Genomic DNA, 19,842 nt, shown 5'->3' with positions numbered 1-19,842 from the left:
TCATACGATAGCGACCATCGTATGCGCGTCGCCGTCACAAGGGAAATCGCGATTCGCGACGGAAACTATCCGGCTCGCCGATAGTTTCCGTTTGGCTTTCAGCGTTGCCGCCCCGCCGCGCCGTTCGGATTCAGATCGGCGTCAGCACTGGCTCGCCCGCGAAATGCCGCCGCGCGTTGGCGAGAAAGTTGTCGACCGACGCGGTGATCGCTTCCGGCGAGCGGCCGCCGACATGCGGCGTCAGCACCACGTTGCGCAGCCCGAGCAGCGCCTGCGGCGGTTCGGGCTCGCCCTCGTAGACGTCGAGCGCCGCGCCCGCCAGGGTTCCCGCTGCCAGCGCCCGGGCCAGGGCCGCCGTATCGACGACACTGCCGCGCGACACGTTGACCACGAAGCCGCGCGAACCGAGCGCCGCCAGCACGGTCTCGCCGATCAGATGCCGCGTGCCCGCGCCGCCCGGCGTCGCCACGACGAGAAAGTCGCTCCATTGCGCGAGTGCCGCGACGTTGTCGAAATAGCGCAGCGGCGAATCTTCGCGCGGCTTGCGGTTGTGGTAGCCGACCTCCATGTCGAACCCGGCGGCGCGGCGCGCGATCTTCGCGCCGATATGGCCGAGCCCGACGATCCCCAAACGTTTGTTCGACACATTCGGATGCAAGGGCAGATGATCGCGCCATACCCCTTCGCGCGTCGCCCGGTCGAGCTGCGGAATGTCGCGCACGACGGCCAGCAGCAACGCGAACGCGTGATCGGCGACGCAGTGATCGTTGGTGCCCGCGCCGTTGACGAGCACGACGCCGCGCGAGCGCGCGTGATCGACGGCGAGGTTTTCGTAGCCGGCGCCAAGCGCGCTCAGCAGTTCGAGTCGCGGCATGCGGTCGATTTCCGCGGCAGCAAGACCCGTCGTGCCGTTCGTCAGCACCGCGCGGATCGCCGCGCCGTGCGTGGCGAGCGCGGCTTCGCGCTGCGCCGGTTCGGGGGCGTAGACGACGTCGAACGCGGCCTCGACACTCGCGCGGCTCGCGTCGCTCAGAGGGATCAGAACCAGCAGGGATGGCTTCATGACGATAGTGTCCCGACGGGGTGAATGGACAAAGTTCGGACGGGGTTTGGACAGGGTTCAAGCCGAACCCATGATGCCCGAGTGTAGCAAGGTCGCGCGTGCGTGGCCGTCCCTTCGCCGCTTTGGCCGCTTTCGCCCCCCGGCGCCTGCGAAAAAAACGACGTCTCGCCAGTCTTTCGTTTCGGCGCGCGCGAAGCCGTCATAAAATAGCCGCACTTTCGATCCCGAGAACCTCATGCTGGATACCCTCACGAGCGGCTCTGCGCCTGTCAACGACGATTCCGGGATGTTCGAGCTCGCCCCCGTCTCGCTCTGGCTCGAAGACTTCAGCGGCGTGCAGACGCTGTTCGATGCATGGCGCGCCGCGGGCGTGACCGATCTGCGCGCCCATTTCGCGGAAGACCCGCACCGGGTTGCCGAATGCGCGCACCGCATCCGCGTCATCAAGGTCAATCGGCAGACACTCGCGCAGTTCGAGGCCGCCGACTTCGACACGCTCACGCATAACCTCGCGTCGGTGTTCCGCGACGACATGCTGAAGACGCACCTCGAAGAGCTGTGCCAGTTATGGGCCGGGCAATTGCACTTCACGAGCCACACGGTCAACTACACGCTCGGCGGACGGCGGCTCGACGTGCTGCTCAAGGGCGCCGTGCTGCCCGGTCACGAGGAACGCTGGGACCGCGTGCTCGTGTCGACCGAAGACATCACCGAACTCGAAGGCGCGCGGCGCCGCGTCTCGCTGGCCGAGCAGTACGCGCGCGGTCTCTTCGAGCATTCGCCGGTGTCGCTATGGGTCGAGGATTTCAGCGCGGTCAAGCGCCTGATCGACGGCGCGCGCGCGGCGGGCATCAGCGATTTCCGCGTGTTTACCGACGTGCATCCCGAGTTCGTCGAACGCTGCATGGCGGAGATTCACCTGCTCGACGTGAACCAGCACACGCTCGGCATGTTCGCCGCGAAGGACAAGAAGACGCTGCTCGCGCGTCTCGCCGACGTGTTCCGCGACGACATGCGCCCGCATTTCCGCGAGCAGCTGATCGACCTGTGGGACAACAAGCTGTTCCAGCAGCGCGAAGTGCTCAACTACTCGCTCGACGGCAACGAGGTGCACGTGCATCTGCAATTCTCGGTGCTGCCCGGCCACGAGGATAGCTGGGACCTCGTGCTCGTCGCGCTCACGGACATCACCGCGCGCAAGAAGGCCGAGGCCTACCTCGAATTCCTCGGCAAGCACGACGTGCTGACGAAGCTGCGCAACCGCTCGTTCTACGTCGACGAACTGAACCGGCTCGAACGCAAGGGGCCGTGGCCCGTGACGATCATCATGGCCGACCTGAACGGCCTGAAGCGCGTGAACGATCAGCTCGGCCATGCGGCCGGCGACGCGCTGCTGCGGCGCGCCGGCGAAGTGCTCGCGAAGGCGATGGAGCTGCCGTTCCACGCGGCGCGTATCGGCGGCGACGAATTCGCGATCCTGATGCCCGATACCGACGAGCGCGGCGGCGCCGCGATGATCGATTCGATCCATCAGCTCGTCGAGATGAACAACCAGTTCTATCCGGGCGCACCGCTGAGCTTCTCGATGGGCGCGGCGACCTGCCAGCGCGGCGACCGGCTCGAAGCGGGCGTACAGCGCGCCGATCTGCTGATGTACGAGAAAAAGCGCGCGCACTATGAGAACCAGCCGGCAACGGATGCTGGCGAGTAAGGGACGCTACCGGACGCTGCCGGCCGGTCGATCCGATCGCGTGCCGGCACGGCTTCGCAACTCGCCCGCTCAGGCGCCCGGAAACCTCAGCTCGAAGCGCACCACGCCCGGCATCGGGCACACCGCGCGCGCGGTGCCGCCATGCAGATGCATGATCGCCTTGACGATCGCGAGCCCGAGTCCGTTCGATTCGGTGAAGGCGCTGCGCGCCGCGTCGCCGCGATAGAAGCGGTCGAACAGACGGTCCAGTTGCGCGTCCGGAATCGGCGCGCCCTCGTTTTCGACCGTCACGGTCGCGCCCTGCTCGTCCTGCGCGCCGCTCAGGCGCACGACCGTATCGCCCGCGCCGTAACGCACCGCGTTGACGACCAGATTGTTGATCGCACGGCGGCATAGCATCGGGTTCGCCGACACCACGCCGGCCGCATCGACTTCGAAGCGCATGCCGCGTTCGTCGGCAAGACCTTCGAAATAATCTGCGATCCTGAGCAGTTCGCCTTGCAGGTCGACCGGCTGCCGCTCGATCGGCAAGCCCGCATGATCCGCGTGCGCGAGAAAGAGAATGTTCTCGGCGATATGACTGAGGCGATTCAGCTCTTCCAGATTCGATTCGAGCAGTTGCTGATATTCGTCGGCCTCGCGTGGTTGCGCGAGCGCGACCTGGGTCTGACCGATCAGCACGCCAACCGGCGTGCGGATCTCGTGCGCGAGGTCGGCGGAAAACTGCTGCAAGCGTTGATAGCCGTCCGCGAGACGATCGAGCATGGCGTTGAACGCGCGCGTGAGCTGACGCAGTTCGAGCGGCGCGGCCTCGCTGTCGAGACGCACCGCGAGATTCGCCGGGCTGATCTGCGCGGCGCGCGTCGCGATCTCGCGCACCGGCCGCAGCGCGCGGCGCAATACGCAGTAGGCGAGCAGCGTCGCGGCCAGCATGCCGATCAGCGTCGCGAGCACGATGCGGTTGCGGTACGCGGCCAGCATGCGCATTTCGTGGGTCATCGGGTGCCCCGCGATCACTTCGACTTCGGTACCGTCCTCGCGCGCTCTCGCCGTGGCGACCGCCCAATGCACGGGCACGCCGTCGGGCAGCAACGTCTGACGGATATCGGCGACGCCGGGCAGATTGCCCGCCGGACGCGCCGGCAAATCAGGCACCGCGAGATTGCCCGGATTCACGTCGACGAACGGCGCTTCGCCCGGGCGGCGAAACAGCAGCACGTCCTCCTCCGCGCCGAGCATCGTCTCGAACAGCAGCGGCCGCTTCTTCAATTCGCTAACCGAATAAAGATCGTGCACGATGCGGCTGAAATGCTCGACGCGGCCGGTCAGCACGACGTCGGCGCGGCGCTGCAGCGATACTTCGGCTGACTGATAGAAATACGCGCCGAGCGAGCCGATCACGACGCACGCGATCAGCGCGAACAGTATCGTCGTGCGTGCGATCAGCGAGCGTTCGGTCCACAGTTTCATGCGCCGTCGCCGAACGTGTAGCCGATGCTGCGCACCGTGTGAATCAGCTTCTTCTCGAACGGATGATCGATCTTCGCGCGCAACCGCTTGATCGCCACGTCGACCACGTTGGTGTCGCTGTCGAAGTTCATGTCCCACACTTCCGAGGCGATCTGCGAGCGCGACAGTGCCTCGCCCTCGCGCCGCACGAGCAGATGCAGCAGCATGAATTCCTTGTTCGTGAGCGGAATCTCGACGCCCTCGCGCGTGACCCGGCGGCGCAACACGTCGAGCTTCAGGTCGGCCACCTCGAACACGTCGCTCTCGCGAATCACGCCGCGGCGCAGCAGCGTGCGAATGCGCAGCACCAGTTCGGTAAACGAAAACGGCTTGACGAGATAGTCGTCGGCGCCGAGTTCGAGGCCGCGAATCCGGTCGCTAACCTGATCGCGCGCGGTCAGGAAAATCACCGGCAGATCGCGCCGCGCGCGCAACGCGCGCATGATTTCCCATCCGTCGATGCCGGGCAGCATCACATCGAGCACCACGAGTTCGTATGCGTGTTCCAGCGCCATGTGCAGGCCGTCCGTGCCGGTACGCGCGAGGTCGACCGCATAGCCGCTCTCGCGCAAGCCCTTCTTCAGATAATCGCCGGTCTTCGGATCGTCTTCGATGACGAGAATGCTCATGATGCGCGCGGCTCCTGCCCACGGTTCGACATAATGGCCCGCGGCATATCCGATCGGCACGCTCCACACGCTTCGATATGCCCGAATATGCCCGATACGCCGCAATGGCCCTGGCGGCCATTCTACGTGGCCGTCACCCTGCGTTCATGACGTTTTTGTCATCCGCCTGTCACCGCGACGAGCCGGGGCGCGAGCTAGGCTGTGCGCACCATTCCCTGTTTCACCCTTCCTGGAGCAGCCTCATGAAGATCGTTTCCGCGCGAATGCTGCGCGCCCTCACCGCCCCCGCGCTCGCCGCCGCCCTGTTCGCCACGATGCCCGCGGCCCAGGCCCAGACCGCCGCGCCGACCGGCCTGCGCGGCACGATAACGTCGCTGTCGGGCGACGTGCTCAAAGTGCACACGCGCGACGGCAAGGACGTCGACGTGAAGCTGCCCGCCGACACGCCGATTCGCGGCGTCCTGCTCGCCAACGTCAACGACATCAAGCCGGACAGCTATGTCGGCACCGCCGCGATTCCGCAAGCCGACGGCACGCTGAAGGCACTCGAAGTGCACGTGTTCCCGGCCAGCATGCGCGGCTCGGGCGAAGGCCATCGCCCGTGGGATCTCGGCGCGAACAGCACGATGACGAACGGCACGGTCGGCTCGCTCGTGGTCAGCAACGGCCGCACGATCACGGTCAAGTACAAGGACGGCGAAAAGAAGATCGTGATTCCGCAGGACGTGCCCATCGTCAGCCTCGAACCGGGCACCCGCGCGCTGCTCACGTCGGGCACGAAGGTCGTGCTGTTCGCGCATAAGGAAGCGGACGGCTCGATGACCGCGAACTTCATCTCGGCCGGCGAGCATGGCGTAACGCCGCCGATGTAAGGCGCCACCCTTCCCTGTATTTCATTCGAATGGCCGCGCCCGCACCGGGCGCGGCTTGCCGCTTCTCTTCGCTGAGCGCTTTCCGCCGATGTCCGAACCGCAGGCAAAACCGCAAGCCATCCTGATCGTTCACCCGCTCGTCGTACGCGTGACGCACTGGATCAACGCGTTCGCGATGGTCTGCATGCTGATGAGCGGCTGGGCGATCTACAACGCCTCGCCGATCTTTCCGTTCACGTTCCCGGTGTGGGCAACGGTCGGCGGCTGGCTCGGCGGCTCGATCGCCTGGCATTTCGCGGCGATGTGGCTGCTGTGCGCGAACGGCCTGCTGTATCTCGCGTACGGCCTCGCAAGCGGGCATTTGCGGCGCAAGCTGCTGCCGGTTCATCCGCGCGAGGTGGCGCGCGATGCGGCGCTCGCCTTGCGCTTCAGACTGCCGCACGATACCGGCCGATACAACGCGGTGCAGCGCGCGCTCTATCTGCTCGTGCTCATGCTCGGCGTGTTGCTCGTCGCTTCGGGACTGTCGATCTGGAAGCCCGTGCAATTCTCGTGGCTGACCGCGCTGTTCGGCGGCTTCGACTTCGCCCGGCGCGTGCACTTCGTCGCGATGGCCGGCGTGGCCGGCTTCGTCGTCGTGCATCTGGCGCTCGTGCTGCTGGTGCCGCGCACGTTGCCGCCAATGTTCACGGGCCGCGCGCGCCGCGTCTCGCATGCCCCGCGCGAAGCGCAGGAAAGGACTCGCGCATGAACACGCTCAAACGAAACGACGGAACCGATAGCGCCGGGAGTGCCGAAAGTGCCGCTGCCGCGCAGGATACGCGCCGCTCGCGCATCCTTCTCGCCGACCACCAGCCGCAGATCGAGCAGTTGCAGCGGCGTCTGTTCCTGCGCTCGTCGCTGTCGATCGGCGCGCTCGCGATGCTGTCGGGCTGCAACATGCAGGACGGCGATTCCGTCGACAAGGTGCTGTGGGCCATGTCGCGCTGGAACGATCGCGTGCAGGCGTGGCTGTTCAACCGCAACAAACTCGCGCCGACCTATTCGGAACGCGAGATCACCGACCCGTTTCCGTTCAACGCGTTCTATCCCGAGTTCGACGCGCCCGATATCGACGGCTCGACCTACCGGCTCGAAGTGTCGGGGCTCATCGCCGACAAGCGCAGCTGGACGCTCGAACAGCTGCGCGCGCTGCCGCAGGTTTCACAGATCACGCGTCACGTCTGCATCGAAGGATGGAGCGCGATCGGACAATGGCGCGGGGTACCGTTCCGCACGTTCCTCGAACGGATCGGCGCCGATCTGAGCGCGCGCTACGTGGGCTTCAAATGCGCGGACCGCTATTACTCGAGCCTCGACATGGCGACCGCGCTGCATCCGCAAACGCAATTGACGCTCGATTTCCGCAACGAGCCGCTGCCGGCCAAATACGGTTATCCGCTAAAGCTGCGTGTGCCGACCAAGCTCGGCTTCAAGAACCCGAAGCATATCGCGGCCATTTTCGTGACCAACACGAACCCTGGCGGCTACTGGGAAGACCAGGGCTACAACTGGTTCAGCGGCCTGTAGCCGCCTGTCGCCATCAGACCGCGGTGACATAGCGCGGCGCCGGCTTGGGCGGCTGCCGCGGCGGCGAGTCGTACACGGCACGCATGCGTTTGACTTCGTCGCCGGGGCTGAGGCCGAACAGGCGCTTGAACTCGCGGCTGAATTGCGACGCGCTTTCATAGCCAACCCGCACCGCGGCCGCGCCTACATTCAAACCGTCCTGCACCATCAGAAGACGCGCGTGATGCAGGCGCGTGGTCTTCACGTACTGCATCGGCGAGGTAGCCGTCACCGCCTTGAATTGCGCATGAAACACCGCGAGGCTCATGCCCGCTTCGGCCGCGAGCGTATCGACGTCGAGCGAACCGTGATAGTCCGCATGAATGCGCCGCAACGCCTTCGCAATGCGGCCGAAGTGATTCTGATGCGTGAGCGCCGCGCGAATCGCATCGCCCTGCTCGCCGGTCAACACGCGATAACAGATTTCGCGCACGATGGCGGGTGCGAGAATGCGCGCGTCGAGCGGCGCGGCCAACGCTTCCATCAAGCGCTGCACCGCGTTGCTGAGTGCCGGATCGAGCGGTGTGGAATAGATGCCGACCGGCTCGTTCTGCGCGACGCCCTGCGTTTCGTTGAGGGCCATCAGCAACTCGGCGACCATCGTCAGATCGACGCGTACCGAGATGCCGAGAAACGGCTCCTCTACACTCGCCTCGGTCTCGCATTCGAACGGCAGCGGCACCGACAGCACGAGATACTGCTGCGCGTCGTACTGGAACACCTGATCGCCGAGATAACCGCGCTTGCGTCCCTGGCAGACAATCACGATGCTCGGCTCGTACATCACCGGCATGCGCGGCATCGGCTGATTCGCGCGCAGCAGGTTGACGCCTTCGAGACTCGTGCGCGTGAAGCCGACATTGGGTGCGAGAACCTCGAACAGTTCGAGCACGCGCTGCTGCGCGAGGTCTTGCGTGGCTGGGCGGACAACCTGGGCTGACATGACGGTATGGTGACAGGCAAGAGAATAATGCTTGAAATCTAGCATCAAACAGCCTGCCGTGCCGCTACCCAGGAGTTTTAGGCAAACCTTCAAGACGATCAGGTATTCCGCGAGCGGTGTCTGGCTCCTATGATGGGAACCCTGCCGGATCGTCCTTTTCGTTGCGCAAAGCGCGCCCGTCCATTCGTTGCCCTACCTCGCATCGAGTGGAGAATCGGGTCCGCTTCGCGCTTGCCGTCGTTCGCATCACGATCCTGTTTCATGCTGGGGTTCGCCACATCCGCAACGCAGGTTGCGTATCGCTGGCGCGCCGCCTTTTGCGCCATCATCTTTTTGCTGGAGCTACCCATGAGCACGACTTATGCCTATGCAGCAACCGACGCCAGCGCGCCGCTGGTCCCGTTCGACCTCGAACGCCGCGCGCCTCGCGCCCATGACGTGCAGATGGACGTGCTGTTCTGCGGCGTGTGCCATTCCGACCTGCACCAGGCACGCAATGAATGGAAGAACACGATCTACCCGCTGGTGCCGGGCCACGAGATCGTGGGCCGCGTGAGCGCGGTGGGCCCGAACGTGACGAAGCACAAGGTCGGCGATCTCGTCGCGGTGGGCTGCATGGTCGATTCGTGCCGCACCTGCGCGAATTGCGCGGAAGGTCTCGAACAGTATTGCGAGAGCGGTTTTGTCGGCACGTACAACGCCATGGATCGCGTCGACGGCCGGGTGACATACGGCGGCTACTCGACGCAACTCGTCGTCGACGAAGCCTTCACGCTACACGTGCCGGCCAGCCTCGACCCGGCCGGCGTCGCGCCGCTGCTGTGCGCGGGCATCACGACGTATTCGCCGCTACGCACGTGGGGTGCGGGTCCAGGCAAGAAGGTCGGCATTGTCGGCCTCGGCGGTCTCGGCCATATGGGCGTGAAGCTTGCGCATGCGATGGGTGCGCATGTCGTGCTGTTCACGACGTCGCCGTCGAAGATCGAGGATGCGAAACGGCTGGGTGCCGATGAGGTGGTGATTTTGAAGAACCCGGAAGAGATGGAAGCGCATGCGAACAGCTTCGATCTCTTCATCAATACGGTGGCGGCGCAGCACGACCTGAATCCGTTTTTGAGTCTGTTGAAGCGGGATGGCACGCTGACGCTCGTTGGCGTACCGGAGCACGATCATCCGTCGCCACAGGTGTTCAATCTGATTCTCAAGCGGCGGCGCCTGGCCGGGTCGTTGATTGGGGGAGTTGCGGAGACGCAGGAGATGCTGGACTTTTGTGGGCGGTATGGCATTACTTCCGATATTGAAGTTATTCCGATGCAGAAGATCAATGAGGCGTATGAGCGGATGCTGAAGAGTGATGTTAAGTATCGGTTTGTGGTGGATATGGATTCTTTGAGGAAGTAGTGGGTGGTTTTGCCCGCGCAGCGGATGGTTTTTTTGCCTGCGGCGCGGGGGTATGTTTTGTTGTTTTTATTTTTTTTGCCTGCGGTGGTTTTGTCGTTGTTCTGACTTTGTGGGCCTTTCCTTGTGTTCGTGTCGGTCTGTTGGTGTTGCCCCTGTGTGGGGCGGTGCTTCTTTGTCGTTGTTCCTGGGTTTGTTGGCCTTTCCTTGTGTTCGTGTCGGTCTATTGGCGTTGCCCCTGTGCGGGGCGGCACCTACTTTCTTTGCGGCTGCAAAGAAAGTAGGCAAAGAAAGCAGCTTCACACCGCCAGCTCTTAAGCGGGTCCCCTGGCCTGGAGGGGATCGTGGTGCATCTGGAGTCTGTCTCCTCGCGCACTCCGCGTAAGTGACAAGGCAGTCATTCTTCCGGCGGCGCTGCGCGCGCCGAACCCCAGCTCAAAAACCATCGGTTGTTTCGGCGTGTCGCCGAGGCGTAGTCGATGGCCCTCGCTTGCGAACGAACCCGCTGGTTCTCCTGGCAGCCCCGTCCGCGACGCACGCAGTGCGGAGTGGGAACGGATGATGGCTTTGTCACCTGCATTGAATGTGCGAGGGCACCGATTCCAGATGCACCACTGCCCCCTCCAAGCCAGGGGACCCGCTTAAGAACTGGCGGTGTGAAGCTGCTTTCTTTGCCCACTTTCTTTGCAGCCGCAAAGAAAGTAGGTGCCGCCCCGCACAGGGGCAACGCCAATAGACCACCAAGAAATCAAGGAAAGGCCAACAAAGTCAGAACAACGACAAAAAACCGCCGCAGGCAAAACCCTTTACCAGGAGCACACTCCATGATTGACCGAATAACCGCCATGCGCACATTCATCCGAATCGTGGACACCAACAGCTTCACCCGCGCAGCGGAGTCATTAAACATCCCCAGAGCAACAGCAACAACGATCGTCCAGAACCTGGAAGCCCTGCTGGGCACCGCGCTATTGATCCGCACGACACGGCGTCTAAGCGTCACGCCGGAAGGCGCCGCCTACTACGAACGCTGCGCGCAAATCCTCGCCGATATCGACGAGATGGAAGCCAGCATCCGTAATTCGACCGACAATCTGACCGGCCGTCTGCGTATCGAAATGCCGAACTCCGTTGCAACCGCAATCGTGTTGCCCGCTCTCGACGAGTTTCACGCGCTCTACCCGAATCTCGATCTCGCGATCGGCGTGAGCATCCGCACCGTCGATCTGGTATCCGAAGCAATCGATTGCAGCATCCAGCTCGGCGAATTGCCCGATTCGAGCCTCGTCGCGCGGCAACTCGGCACGCTCGAACACGTGACCTGCGCGAGTCCGGCTTATCTCGCCCGCCACGGCACGCCCGTCGATCTCGACGATCTGCATGCGCACGTCGCCGTCAATTGCGTGTCGCCGCATAACGGCCGCGAGTGTGATTTCGATTTCGAAGTGGACGGCGAAGCGCTCACGGTCAAGCTCGATGGCTTCGTCAGAGTCACCGACGAGCAGGCTTACCTGACCTGCGGCCTGCAGGGGCTCGGTCTCATTCAGCCCGCGCGCGTCGCCGCGCAGCCCTACCTCGATGCGGAATTGCTGCGCGAAGTGCTGCCGCAATGGAAACCGGTGCCGATGCCGGTTTCGATCGCGTATGTGAAAAACCGTCGCGTGTCGCCGCGCGTGCGCGCGTTCGTCGATTGGCTCGCCGAGCTGTTCGAGAAGAACGGCCACGTCGAGCAGGATCTGTCGCGCGTACGCCAGTTGCTGCGCGGGCTGCATCCCGCATGAAGCGCGAACCTGCTACGCGGCAATGCGCACGCACGCGGGGATGCGGCTCGTCACGAACTCGCGGTCCGTCAAGTCGAGCGGAATCACTTCTGTCTGATCGGCAAACGCAGCGCCGTTTGCGCCGCTTCAGGATCGAACCACCCGTTGAATCCGGCGGTTGCGGTGATAGGGCCGGGCACGTCGATCGCGCCACCACACCACGGCGGCGCCCATCGGCAACGCTTACTGCGATTCTTCAGCCCACACCGCGTTCTCGCGCGCCATCAACGCAGTCGACGCGGCCGGCCCGAACGTGCCCGCCGTATACGAGCGCGGCCGCTCGCCCGACTTCGCCCAGCCGTCGAGAATCGGCTCGGCCCATGCCCATGCCGCTTCGAGTTCGTCGCGGCGCATGAAGTGCGTGAGACGCCCGCGCACCACGTCGATCAGCAGTCGCTCGTACGCTTCGGCACGACGCTCGGTGAAAGCCTGCTGCAGGTCCAGATTCAGGCTCACCGGCAGCATATGCATGCCGCTGCCCGGTTCCTTCGCGAGCATCTGCAACTGGATCGACTCTTCCGGCTGCAACTGGATCACGAGCCGGTTGCCATAGTTGCGGCCACCGCTCGGAAAAATCGAGAACGGCAGATCGGAAAACTCGATGACGATTTCCGAGAGCTTCTTCTGCATGCGCTTGCCGGTGCGCAGGAAAAACGGCACGTTGGCCCAGCGCCAGTTGTTGATATGCGCGCGCAACGCAACGAAGGTTTCGGCGCGGCTGCCGGCCGGTACGTTGTCTTCCTCGAGGTAGCCCTTGACCGCCTCGCCGTCGACCGCGCCGGCGGTGTACTGGCCGCGCACCGTGTCGCGCGCGATGTCCTCGGGCGTCATCGGGCGCAGCGAGCGCAATACCTTGAGCTTTTCGTCGCGCACCGCATCGGGATCGAGCGACACGGGCGGCTCCATCGCGACGATGCACAGCAGTTGCAGCAGGTGGTTCTGCACCATGTCGCGCAGCGCGCCGGTCTTGTCGTAGAACCCCGCGCGGCTGCCCACGCCGACCGTTTCGGCCACGGTGATCTGCACGCTCTTGATGTACGGCGCCTGCCACAGCGGCCCGAAGATCGGATTGCCGAAGCGCAGCACCATCAGGTTCTGCACGGTTTCCTTGCCGAGGTAGTGGTCGATCCGGTAGATCTGCGCTTCGCTAAAGTGCTTGCCGACCGCGATGTTGATCTCCTGCGCGGAAGCGAGATCGTGGCCGAGCGGCTTTTCGAGCACGACGCGCGAATTGCCGTCGACGAGCGCCGCCGCGGAAAGGTTGTCGCAGATGTGCATGAACAGGTCCGGCGAGGTCGCGAGATAGAACACGCGGCGCACGTCTTCGCGCGAGGCTTCCTTCAGGCGCAGGTAATCGTCGGGCGAATCGACGTCCATGCGCACGTATTCGAAGATCGCGAGAAATTTGTCCCACGCCGCTGCGTCGAACGCCTTCTTCTCGATGAAGGGCTTCGCCTTCTGCTCCATGAATTCGCCGATGTACTGCTCGCGCGACCACGGCTTGCGGCCGATCGTGAGGATGCGGGTATCGGATGGCAGATTGCCGTGCAGATGCGCCATGTAAAGCGCGGGCAGCAGCTTGCGGAACGACAGGTCGCCGGTCCCGCCGAAGATGATCATGTCGAGCGGCAGTTCGGGTGTGGCAGAGGCTTGTTGGGTCGTCATGGCACGGTCGCAGCGTCGTAAGAGAAAAGGCGTCGATCAGAAATCAGCAGCCCGCGGGTCCGGCAGCGGAAATCCGCGGGCGTTTTTTTCCGGCAAACGTCTATGGTGCAACGTTTTGCAATAGTTTGCACGGCAACATCTGCCCCAGGTTGGGGCAAGATGCCAAGCGGGCGCGAAAGCGCCCTGTTTTCAGGGTGTTTTCGACGACAACGCCGCGCGCGCGACCCGGCACGCGGCGAGGTCCCAGGCCGCGCAGCCCACGCTCTTGAACATCACGGGGCCGCCCGGCCGCGGCCCGGCATCGCCGAGCACCGTGGCAAGGCCGGCGACGCGCGCCCAGTCCACGCGCGCCTGGATGAAATCGCCGGCTTCGTGCTTCGCGCCGGCGGGATCGTCAACGAACAGGGCGCTGCCCGCGAGCGTGTTCGCGCCGATCTCGACCATCTCCGGCGTAAACGCGCCCACGCCGATCACGAGCCGTCCGGCACGCGCCGCTTCGTCATAGACCGGCTGGCGGCTCGTGGTCAGCGCGATCACGACGTCGATCGAGGCGGGAATGGAAGCGGAGGCCGCGGCGGCGCCTCGCGCGGGTTGGGCCGGCTGCGTCAGCATCCGCAGTTCGCGCGCCTTGCCGCGCTGCGCGGCGCAGAACGCCACGGCACGCTCGGGCGCGCTGCCCTGCACCCATACGCGCGCCTCGGGGTAAAGCTCGCCGATCGCTTCGAGATGATGGAGCGCCTGCGTGCCAGTGCCGATCAGCAGGAACTCGCGCGGCGCGGCGGGCATGAACGTCGCGACGCCGAGCATCGACATCGCCGCGGTACGGCGGCCCGTCACGGTCGGGCCGTCGAGCACGAACAGCGTCTCGCCGGTATCGGCGTCGAAGGCCATGACCTGGCCATGGATCGTCGGCAGATCGCGCGCGCGGTTGCTCGCGCACACGTTGACGAGCTTGTGGATCGCGAGATCGGGCGCGGTCGCGGGCATCGACAGCATGATGCCGCCCGCGTTGAGCGGCACCACGAGCCGTTCGGGGCTCGCGATGCGCTGCTGCGCATAGTCGAGGCTCGCGTGTTCGAGCGCCTCGACGAGCGCGGCGTATGGCATCAGCCGCGCGGTCGCGGCGGCGTCGAAGATCGGCGTGGGCGGACGGATCATGGGCGGGGCGTTCCAATCCTGGTGAGGGGTGGTGTTCGGTGGGCAGGACCGCGCGGGCCGGATGCGCCGGTGAGGCCTGATGGTGGCTCCGTGGCTTGCGAGCGGGCGGGGCTACCGCACAGGCACAGACATGGGCATGGGCATGGGCATGGGCATGGGCATGGGCATGGGCATGGGCATGGGCATCACCGTAACCGAGCGCGGCGAAAATGACCAGCCGCGCGGATCATGCCCGCGTTCGTGCTTGCGCGCCCAGGTGCCGCCCCGCTTTACCGGTCACCTGGCGCGTCGCCAGCCTCGTATCGCCAGCCCCGCATTGCCAACCGCTTACTACCACGCGCCCTTGTCGCCGCCCTGCCACACTGCCGTCCTGCCGTTGCCGAACACCGCACGCCGCCGCTACCGTGCGCCGAACGTCAGCGTCATCCCGCGTCCGGCATAGAACCGCGCCATCGTCGCGAACGGCAGATACACGTCGGCCTGATGCGGCGCGACGCCCGATGGATTGTGAAACCACGCGCCCTCGCGATCGCGGCCGTGCAGCAGGATCAGATGACCGCCCTGCCGCTGGTTCGGCCGTTCGGGATAGCGGATTTCGGGGCTCACCGAAACGATCGCGAGCGTGTCGGCCGCGAGGCGCGCGGCGATCTCTTCGAGCGACACCTGCGGCAGCACGTCGACCTCGATGCCGAACGCAGCGCCCGCCCACTCGGCAAACGGCCGGTAGATCAGGCCGTCGACGCCGCCGTCGTCGCGCAGCCGGTACACGCCATGCCGCAGCGCTGCGTCGAGCAACGCCGCGCGCGGCGGATGGCCGATGCGCCAGTAGTCGAGTGCCGATTCGAGGCAGGTGAGTCCGCAGAGCCGTTTGGCCCAGAAGCGGTAGCGCTCGGGATCGGCGAAACCACTGCGGCGCCAATGCGGGTCGTCGCACGGATCGCATTGCCGCTCGACGATGTCGCGCACCCATGCGGGGCTGCCCCATTGCGTGTAGTACGGAACGCCGGTATGGCGCAGTGCGGGTTCGGTCATCGGTCGTAGCGGTGATTCGCGATTATTCACGGTCATTCACAGGCGTATCGGCGGGTCTCGTGGAAAACGAAAAGCTTTACAGCATGCTGCGCGGCCGCTGCATCGTGCCGTCGAAGAAACGCCCCAGACGGAACGCGGACAGATCGAGCGACGGGCGGCCGCCATCGTTGAGTTCCGCGAGCAGCTTGCCGACGATCGGCCCCATCGCGAAACCGTGGCCGCAAAAGCCGGTGGCGATCGTAAGGCCCGGCACCTGCGACGGCGCGTCGATCACCGGAATGCCGTCGGGCAGCACGTCGATCAGACCGGCCCACGCTTCGACCACCTGCGCGTCCTTGAGCGCCGGAAACAGCGCGCGCAGTTTGGCAAGCGCGCGCGGCGCGTGGCCCGCGTTCGGCTGCGGCTGCGGATCGCGCGGATACAGCACGCGCGCTTCGTCGGGCGCGCCGCCCGGCAGACGCTCGCGCAAGTCGCGCAGACACGCGCCGTTCAGGTGGAAGCTGAACTTCTCGCGCTGCTTCCACAGCTCGGGCAGGAACCACTTGAGCGCGCGGAAATGGCCGAGCGTCATGTCGACATCGACCTGCATGTCGTCGGCGAGATTGATCGCGCCGTTCGCGCGCTGGCGGATGCCGAGGCCGTGCCCCCAGAACGTCGACGCGGTGATGGCCGGCAGCGGATTGGTGCGCATGCAGGTGCCGCGCACTGCCTGCTGCGGCAATTCGAGGCCGAGCGTGCCGAGCAGTTTCCAGCTGCTCGCGCCGGCCGCGCAGACGAAGCGCGAGGTGCGCAGCATCCCGCGCTCGGTGACGACGCCGGCGATCGCGCCGCCCGCGCGCTCGACGCCCAGCACGCCGCAGCCTTCGAAAAACAGCGCGCCGGCTTCGGCCGCGCGTGCCGCGAACGCCGCCGCAGCTCGGCGCGGTTCGGCCTGGCCGTCGCTCGGCGTGTAGAGGCCGCCGAGCGCCGGACCTTGCATGCCGCTCACGACCGTATCGATCTGGCGGCGCTCGAGCGTGCGCGTGTCGAGCCCGTGCTGGCGCGCGACGTCCATCCATTGCTGGAACGCCACCCAGTCTTCTTCATCGGTCGCGACGTAGAGGCAGCCGCCCTAGCGCCATTCCAGATCGAAATTCAGCTCGCGCTCGAGTTCTTTCCACAACGGGATGCTCGCCATCATCAGCGGCACCTCGGCGGCTTCGCGGCCCTGCTGGCGCACGAAACCCCATGCGCGCGACGACTGCTGCCCGGCAATGCGCGACTTGTCGAGCACCACGACCGAGAGGCCGCGGCGCGCGAGGTAGTAGGCGGCCGCGCAGCCCATGATGCCGGCCCCGGCGATCACGACGTCGGCATGGGTGGGAAACGCTTGATCGGCGCGGGTGAAGTGCGAATGCAGCGGGTAAGTCGTGGTCATTGAATCGCGGTTATCGGGTCGGGGGGCATGGCGTGATGTTCATCGAGCCGCAACCAGCGGGCGAACGGTCCTGAACGTGGACGTCATCTTCGCAGGCACGCGAGTTGTCCGCAATGCGCGGACCGGCGATCCGGGCGGGAAGCCCGCCAGGACTGGCGCTCAGCGAATTTCCCGGGCATTCGCACATTATTCGCCACACGCATATTTGACAAATATTCGTTTGGCGAATATATTGCAAATATTCGTCTCGCAGATATTTTGCCATGCTTCATCTCATCGCTCAGGCAGACCAGATGGCCCAACTGCTCGCCGCCAGCCGGCGGCAGGCCGGCCTCACGCAAACCGAGGCGGCCGCGCGCATCGGCGTCAGCCAGAGCCGCGTTTCGTCGCTCGAAACCGACGCGAGCGCGCTTACGCTCGCCCAGTTGCTCGCGCTGTGCGGCGCCTACGGCCTGCAGTTGCAGATGCTCGACAAAAACCAGCCGGTTGCCGAACCGGCGCCGATCATCGAGTGGTGAGATGGGGCGCGCGACTCACGCACGGGCATTGTCGGTCTGGGCCAACGGTGAGCGCGTCGGCATCTGGCGCCTGCCCTCGCGCGGCCCGATGGAATTCTCCTACGATCTCCCGTGGATCGCCTCGGCCGCGGGCCGGCCGCTGTCGCTATCGCTGCCGTTCACGCCCGGCAACTGGCCGCACAAAGGGCCGCGCGTGCTCAACTACTTCGACAACCTGCTGCCCGATAGCGACGTCATCAGAAAACGCATCGCGCAACGCTACCAGACCGAAACGCTCGACGCATTCGATCTGCTGCGGGCGATCGGCCGCGACTGCGTCGGCGCGGTCCAACTGCTCGGCGAAGACGACAGGCCCGACGGCGTCGGCCGCATCGAGGGCACCCCGCTCACGGACGACGAGATCGAGGCGCTGCTCGCGCAAACGGTCGGCGGTCCGGCACTCGGCGCACCCGACGAAACCGACGACTTCCGCATCTCGCTCGCGGGCGCCCAGGAGAAAACCGCATTGCTCTGGCACGACGGCAAATGGCAGCGGCCGCACGGCGCCACGCCCACCACGCATATTTTCAAGCTGCCGCTCGGGCTCGTCGGCAACCGGCTCGCCGATCTCAGCACGTCGGTCGAAAACGAATGGTTGTGTCTGCAGATTCTGCGCGAGTACGGCCTGCCGGCCGCGAACGCCGAGGTGCTGAGATTCGGCAAGCAGCGCGTGCTCGCCGTCGAGCGCTTCGACCGGCAGATGCATTCGAGCGGCCAATGGCTGCTGCGTCTGCCGCAGGAAGACTTCTGCCAGGTGTACGGCGTGCCGTCGCATCGCAAGTACGAAAACGAAGGCGGCCCGGGCCTGCGCGATCTTGCGCGGATTCTCCAGCAATCGGTCGACGCGCGGCAGGACCTCGAAACGCTGCTCGCCAGCCAGATCCTGTTCTGGATGCTCGCGGCGCCGGACGGCCACGCGAAGAATTTCAGCATCCGCCTGCTCGCGGGCGGCTACTTCCGGCTCACGCCGCTCTACGACGTGATGTCGATCTGGCCGGTGGAGGGCAACGGCCCGAACCAGTGGTCGTGGTACAAGGCACGGCTCGCGATGGGCCTGTGGTCGCGCAGCAAGCACGATGCGTTTCGCGACGTGCAGCGGCGCCACTTCAACGCGATGGCGCTGAAGTGCTCCTACGGCGCCGACGCCGAGCCGCTGATCGCGCGCCTCATCGAACAGACGCCCGCGGTGATCGAGCGGGTCGCGGCACGGCTGCCCGAGCGGTTTCCGGGCAAGGTCGCGGAGCGGATTTTCAAAGGCCTGAAAAGCTCGGCGGCGAGGCTCGAAAAGATGCCGGCAAGCTAGGCTCGCACGGAACTCATGCGCGGCATACCCTACAGATACGTCATCGTTTCATCGGTAAAATTCGTTTTGATGCGAAATACATCAAAAATGGCGGGCATGCCCGTTGCGTCCTTCGCAGGGCCGGCGTCGGCTGATGGCCCGACAAAATCATAAATTGTGATTTTTTTACGGTACATTTGCTGTCCCCCGCGCCGGCGCGGTATGTGTATTGACTGCGCGCGGCTGCGCAGTGTCTCTCGCACCGCGCTTTTCCTGTACCTTTTCTGTACCTTTTAAGACGGCGGATTCTTACGCAGTATGGCCAACGAAACAAACTCACCCGACTCCATCGCGGTTGCCGAGCGCGTGCGCGAGTTGATGAGCCGGCATGGAATCGGCAAACGCCAGCAAACCACGGAACTATGCCGCATCCTCGATCTGAGTTTTTCCCAGGGACACCGCAAGCTGCGCGGCAATAGCCCCTGGACCCTCTCGCAGATCAAGAAAGTCGCCGAAGTGTTCGACGAACCGGCGGCGCAGCTGTTCGGCGCGCAATCGCTCGATCCGGGCGTGGTCGGCGCGGTCGCCCAGGAAGCGGTGTTCTGCATCGGCTCGACCGAGCTTGCCTGCACCGCCTGGGTCGGCGCCGCGCTCGAAGCGGGCAGCCGCCCCGAGTTCGTCGCGTATGCGCGGCTCGGCCAATGGCGCGTCGCGCGCCATGACGGCACGCTGTACCAGAGCGCCTACGAAGTCCACAAGATCGAGATCTATCCGCGCCGCGCCGAGACCGACAAGCCGACCATCGCCGTCGTCGACGACGATCAGGCGAGCGCCGACAACCTGCGCGACTACCTCGAACGCAGCGGTTTCGCGGCGGTGGCGATCTACGGACTCGCGGCCTTCACCGAGCAGTTGCAGACCCAGGTGTTCGACGGCGTGATCATCGACTGGCTGTTCGGCGCGCAGACGTCGGCCGCCGCGATCGGCGCGGTGCGCGGCTCGGAGAATCCGGACGCGCCGATCTTCGTGCTGACGGGCGAGCTGCTCACCGGCAAGGCGAGCGAGTCGGAGATCAGCCAGGTGATCCGCAACTACGACGTCGCGTGTTACGAGAAGCCCGCGCGCATGGCGATTCTCGTCGCGGATCTGTCGAAGCGCCTGAACCGGCCGTGACGCGG

General features: G+C 65.1%; 18 protein-coding genes and 1 pseudogene. 10 read left to right on the top strand and 9 right to left on the bottom strand.

Annotation, left to right across the window (positions count from 1 at the left end; genetic code table 11):
• Nucleotides 1-130 precede the first annotated feature (130 nt).
• Nucleotides 131-1,063: a 2-hydroxyacid dehydrogenase gene (locus tag F3J20_RS16800; RefSeq protein ID WP_167283947.1), complete on the bottom strand. Its 933-nt coding sequence runs from the start codon at nucleotides 1,061-1,063 to the stop codon at nucleotides 131-133.
• 235 nt (nucleotides 1,064-1,298) lie between these two features.
• Here F3J20_RS16800 and F3J20_RS16795 point away from each other — a divergent pair, with 235 nt between their 5' ends.
• A complete protein-coding gene (locus F3J20_RS16795; RefSeq protein ID WP_167283946.1) occupies nucleotides 1,299-2,774 on the top strand; it encodes a sensor domain-containing diguanylate cyclase in 1,476 nt (491 codons plus the stop codon).
• A gap of 69 nt (nucleotides 2,775-2,843) precedes the next feature.
• Here the strand turns inward: F3J20_RS16795 and F3J20_RS16790 are convergent, their stop codons facing one another.
• Entirely contained in the window at nucleotides 2,844-4,244 is a 1,401-nt protein-coding gene (locus F3J20_RS16790; protein WP_167283945.1) for a heavy metal sensor histidine kinase, read from the bottom strand.
• Nucleotides 4,241-4,912 carry a heavy metal response regulator transcription factor gene (locus tag F3J20_RS16785; protein WP_167050423.1) on the bottom strand — a complete coding sequence of 224 codons (672 nt, stop codon included), beginning with the start codon at nucleotides 4,910-4,912 and terminating at the stop codon, nucleotides 4,241-4,243. Before F3J20_RS16785 ends, F3J20_RS16790 begins: the two co-directional genes overlap by 4 nt.
• A 242-nt stretch (nucleotides 4,913-5,154) precedes the next feature.
• Here F3J20_RS16785 and F3J20_RS16780 point away from each other — a divergent pair, with 242 nt between their 5' ends.
• The 3 genes from F3J20_RS16780 to F3J20_RS16770 all read left to right on the top strand — a co-directional run bounded on the left by F3J20_RS16780 (nucleotide 5,155) and on the right by F3J20_RS16770 (nucleotide 7,353).
• A complete protein-coding gene (locus F3J20_RS16780) occupies nucleotides 5,155-5,784 on the top strand; it encodes a hypothetical protein (protein WP_167283944.1) in 630 nt (209 codons plus the stop codon).
• A gap of 88 nt (nucleotides 5,785-5,872) precedes the next feature.
• Nucleotides 5,873-6,535 (top strand): cytochrome b/b6 domain-containing protein, encoded by a 663-nt coding sequence (locus tag F3J20_RS16775; RefSeq protein ID WP_167050427.1) that lies wholly within the window; start codon nucleotides 5,873-5,875, stop codon nucleotides 6,533-6,535.
• Complete coding sequence (locus F3J20_RS16770) at nucleotides 6,532-7,353, top strand: molybdopterin-dependent oxidoreductase (RefSeq protein ID WP_205299317.1); 822 nt, start codon at nucleotides 6,532-6,534, stop codon at nucleotides 7,351-7,353. Before F3J20_RS16775 ends, F3J20_RS16770 begins: the two co-directional genes overlap by 4 nt.
• Nucleotides 7,354-7,366: 13 nt before the next feature.
• On the opposite strand, the gene F3J20_RS16765 is transcribed toward F3J20_RS16770, so the two are convergent.
• The gene (locus F3J20_RS16765) at nucleotides 7,367-8,335 is read right to left on the bottom strand and encodes an AraC family transcriptional regulator (protein WP_167283943.1); all 969 of its coding nucleotides are present in this window, start codon (nucleotides 8,333-8,335) and stop codon (nucleotides 7,367-7,369) included.
• Nucleotides 8,336-8,683: 348 nt separating this feature from the next.
• On the opposite strand from F3J20_RS16765, the gene F3J20_RS16760 reads away from it, so the two are divergent.
• Together F3J20_RS16760 and F3J20_RS16755 are read left to right on the top strand one after the other, a co-directional pair.
• Entirely contained in the window at nucleotides 8,684-9,736 is a 1,053-nt protein-coding gene (locus tag F3J20_RS16760) for an NAD(P)-dependent alcohol dehydrogenase (RefSeq protein WP_167283954.1), read from the top strand.
• 821 nt (nucleotides 9,737-10,557) lie between these two features.
• Nucleotides 10,558-11,514, top strand: coding sequence for a LysR family transcriptional regulator (locus tag F3J20_RS16755; protein ID WP_167283942.1), 957 nt, complete (start codon nucleotides 10,558-10,560; stop codon nucleotides 11,512-11,514).
• A gap of 222 nt (nucleotides 11,515-11,736) precedes the next feature.
• On the opposite strand, the gene zwf is transcribed toward F3J20_RS16755, so the two are convergent.
• Nucleotides 11,737-13,218: a glucose-6-phosphate dehydrogenase gene (gene zwf, locus F3J20_RS16750; protein ID WP_167283941.1), complete on the bottom strand. Its 1,482-nt coding sequence runs from the start codon at nucleotides 13,216-13,218 to the stop codon at nucleotides 11,737-11,739.
• A 189-nt stretch (nucleotides 13,219-13,407) separates the two neighbouring features.
• Nucleotides 13,408-14,376 carry a bifunctional Delta(1)-pyrroline-2-carboxylate/Delta(1)-piperideine-2-carboxylate reductase gene (gene lhpI, locus F3J20_RS16745; RefSeq protein ID WP_167283940.1) on the bottom strand — a complete coding sequence of 323 codons (969 nt, stop codon included), beginning with the start codon at nucleotides 14,374-14,376 and terminating at the stop codon, nucleotides 13,408-13,410.
• A gap of 130 nt (nucleotides 14,377-14,506) precedes the next feature.
• Here lhpI and F3J20_RS16740 point away from each other — a divergent pair, with 130 nt between their 5' ends.
• Nucleotides 14,507-14,818: a hypothetical protein gene (locus tag F3J20_RS16740; protein ID WP_167283895.1), complete on the top strand. Its 312-nt coding sequence runs from the start codon at nucleotides 14,507-14,509 to the stop codon at nucleotides 14,816-14,818.
• Here F3J20_RS16740 and F3J20_RS16735 read toward each other — a convergent pair.
• Both F3J20_RS16735 and F3J20_RS16730 read right to left on the bottom strand, forming a co-directional pair.
• A complete protein-coding gene (locus F3J20_RS16735) occupies nucleotides 14,776-15,408 on the bottom strand; it encodes a C39 family peptidase (protein WP_167283939.1) in 633 nt (210 codons plus the stop codon). The genes F3J20_RS16740 and F3J20_RS16735 overlap by 43 nt on opposite strands.
• 76 nt (nucleotides 15,409-15,484) lie before the next feature.
• Nucleotides 15,485-16,825: pseudogene (locus F3J20_RS16730) on the bottom strand (FAD-binding oxidoreductase).
• A gap of 263 nt (nucleotides 16,826-17,088) precedes the next feature.
• Here F3J20_RS16730 and F3J20_RS16725 point away from each other — a divergent pair.
• Both F3J20_RS16725 and F3J20_RS16720 read left to right on the top strand, forming a co-directional pair.
• Nucleotides 17,089-17,343, top strand: a complete 255-nt coding sequence (locus F3J20_RS16725; protein ID WP_167049847.1) for a helix-turn-helix transcriptional regulator — start codon at nucleotides 17,089-17,091, stop codon at nucleotides 17,341-17,343.
• A gap of 1 nt (nucleotide 17,344) precedes the next feature.
• A complete protein-coding gene (locus F3J20_RS16720; RefSeq protein WP_167049845.1) occupies nucleotides 17,345-18,685 on the top strand; it encodes a type II toxin-antitoxin system HipA family toxin in 1,341 nt (446 codons plus the stop codon).
• 29 nt (nucleotides 18,686-18,714) lie between these two features.
• On the opposite strand, the gene F3J20_RS16715 is transcribed toward F3J20_RS16720, so the two are convergent.
• Nucleotides 18,715-18,927 (bottom strand): hypothetical protein, encoded by a 213-nt coding sequence (locus F3J20_RS16715; protein ID WP_167283938.1) that lies wholly within the window; start codon nucleotides 18,925-18,927, stop codon nucleotides 18,715-18,717.
• A gap of 55 nt (nucleotides 18,928-18,982) precedes the next feature.
• Here F3J20_RS16715 and F3J20_RS16710 point away from each other — a divergent pair, with 55 nt between their 5' ends.
• A complete protein-coding gene (locus tag F3J20_RS16710) occupies nucleotides 18,983-19,837 on the top strand; it encodes a helix-turn-helix domain-containing protein (RefSeq protein WP_167283937.1) in 855 nt (284 codons plus the stop codon).
• Nucleotides 19,838-19,842: the final 5 nt, after the last annotated feature.

This window comes from Paraburkholderia sp. Cy-641 (assembly GCF_011752945.1).
Lineage (GTDB): Bacteria > Pseudomonadota > Gammaproteobacteria > Burkholderiales > Burkholderiaceae > Paraburkholderia.
This window is presented reverse-complemented; position numbering and strand designations above follow the sequence as displayed.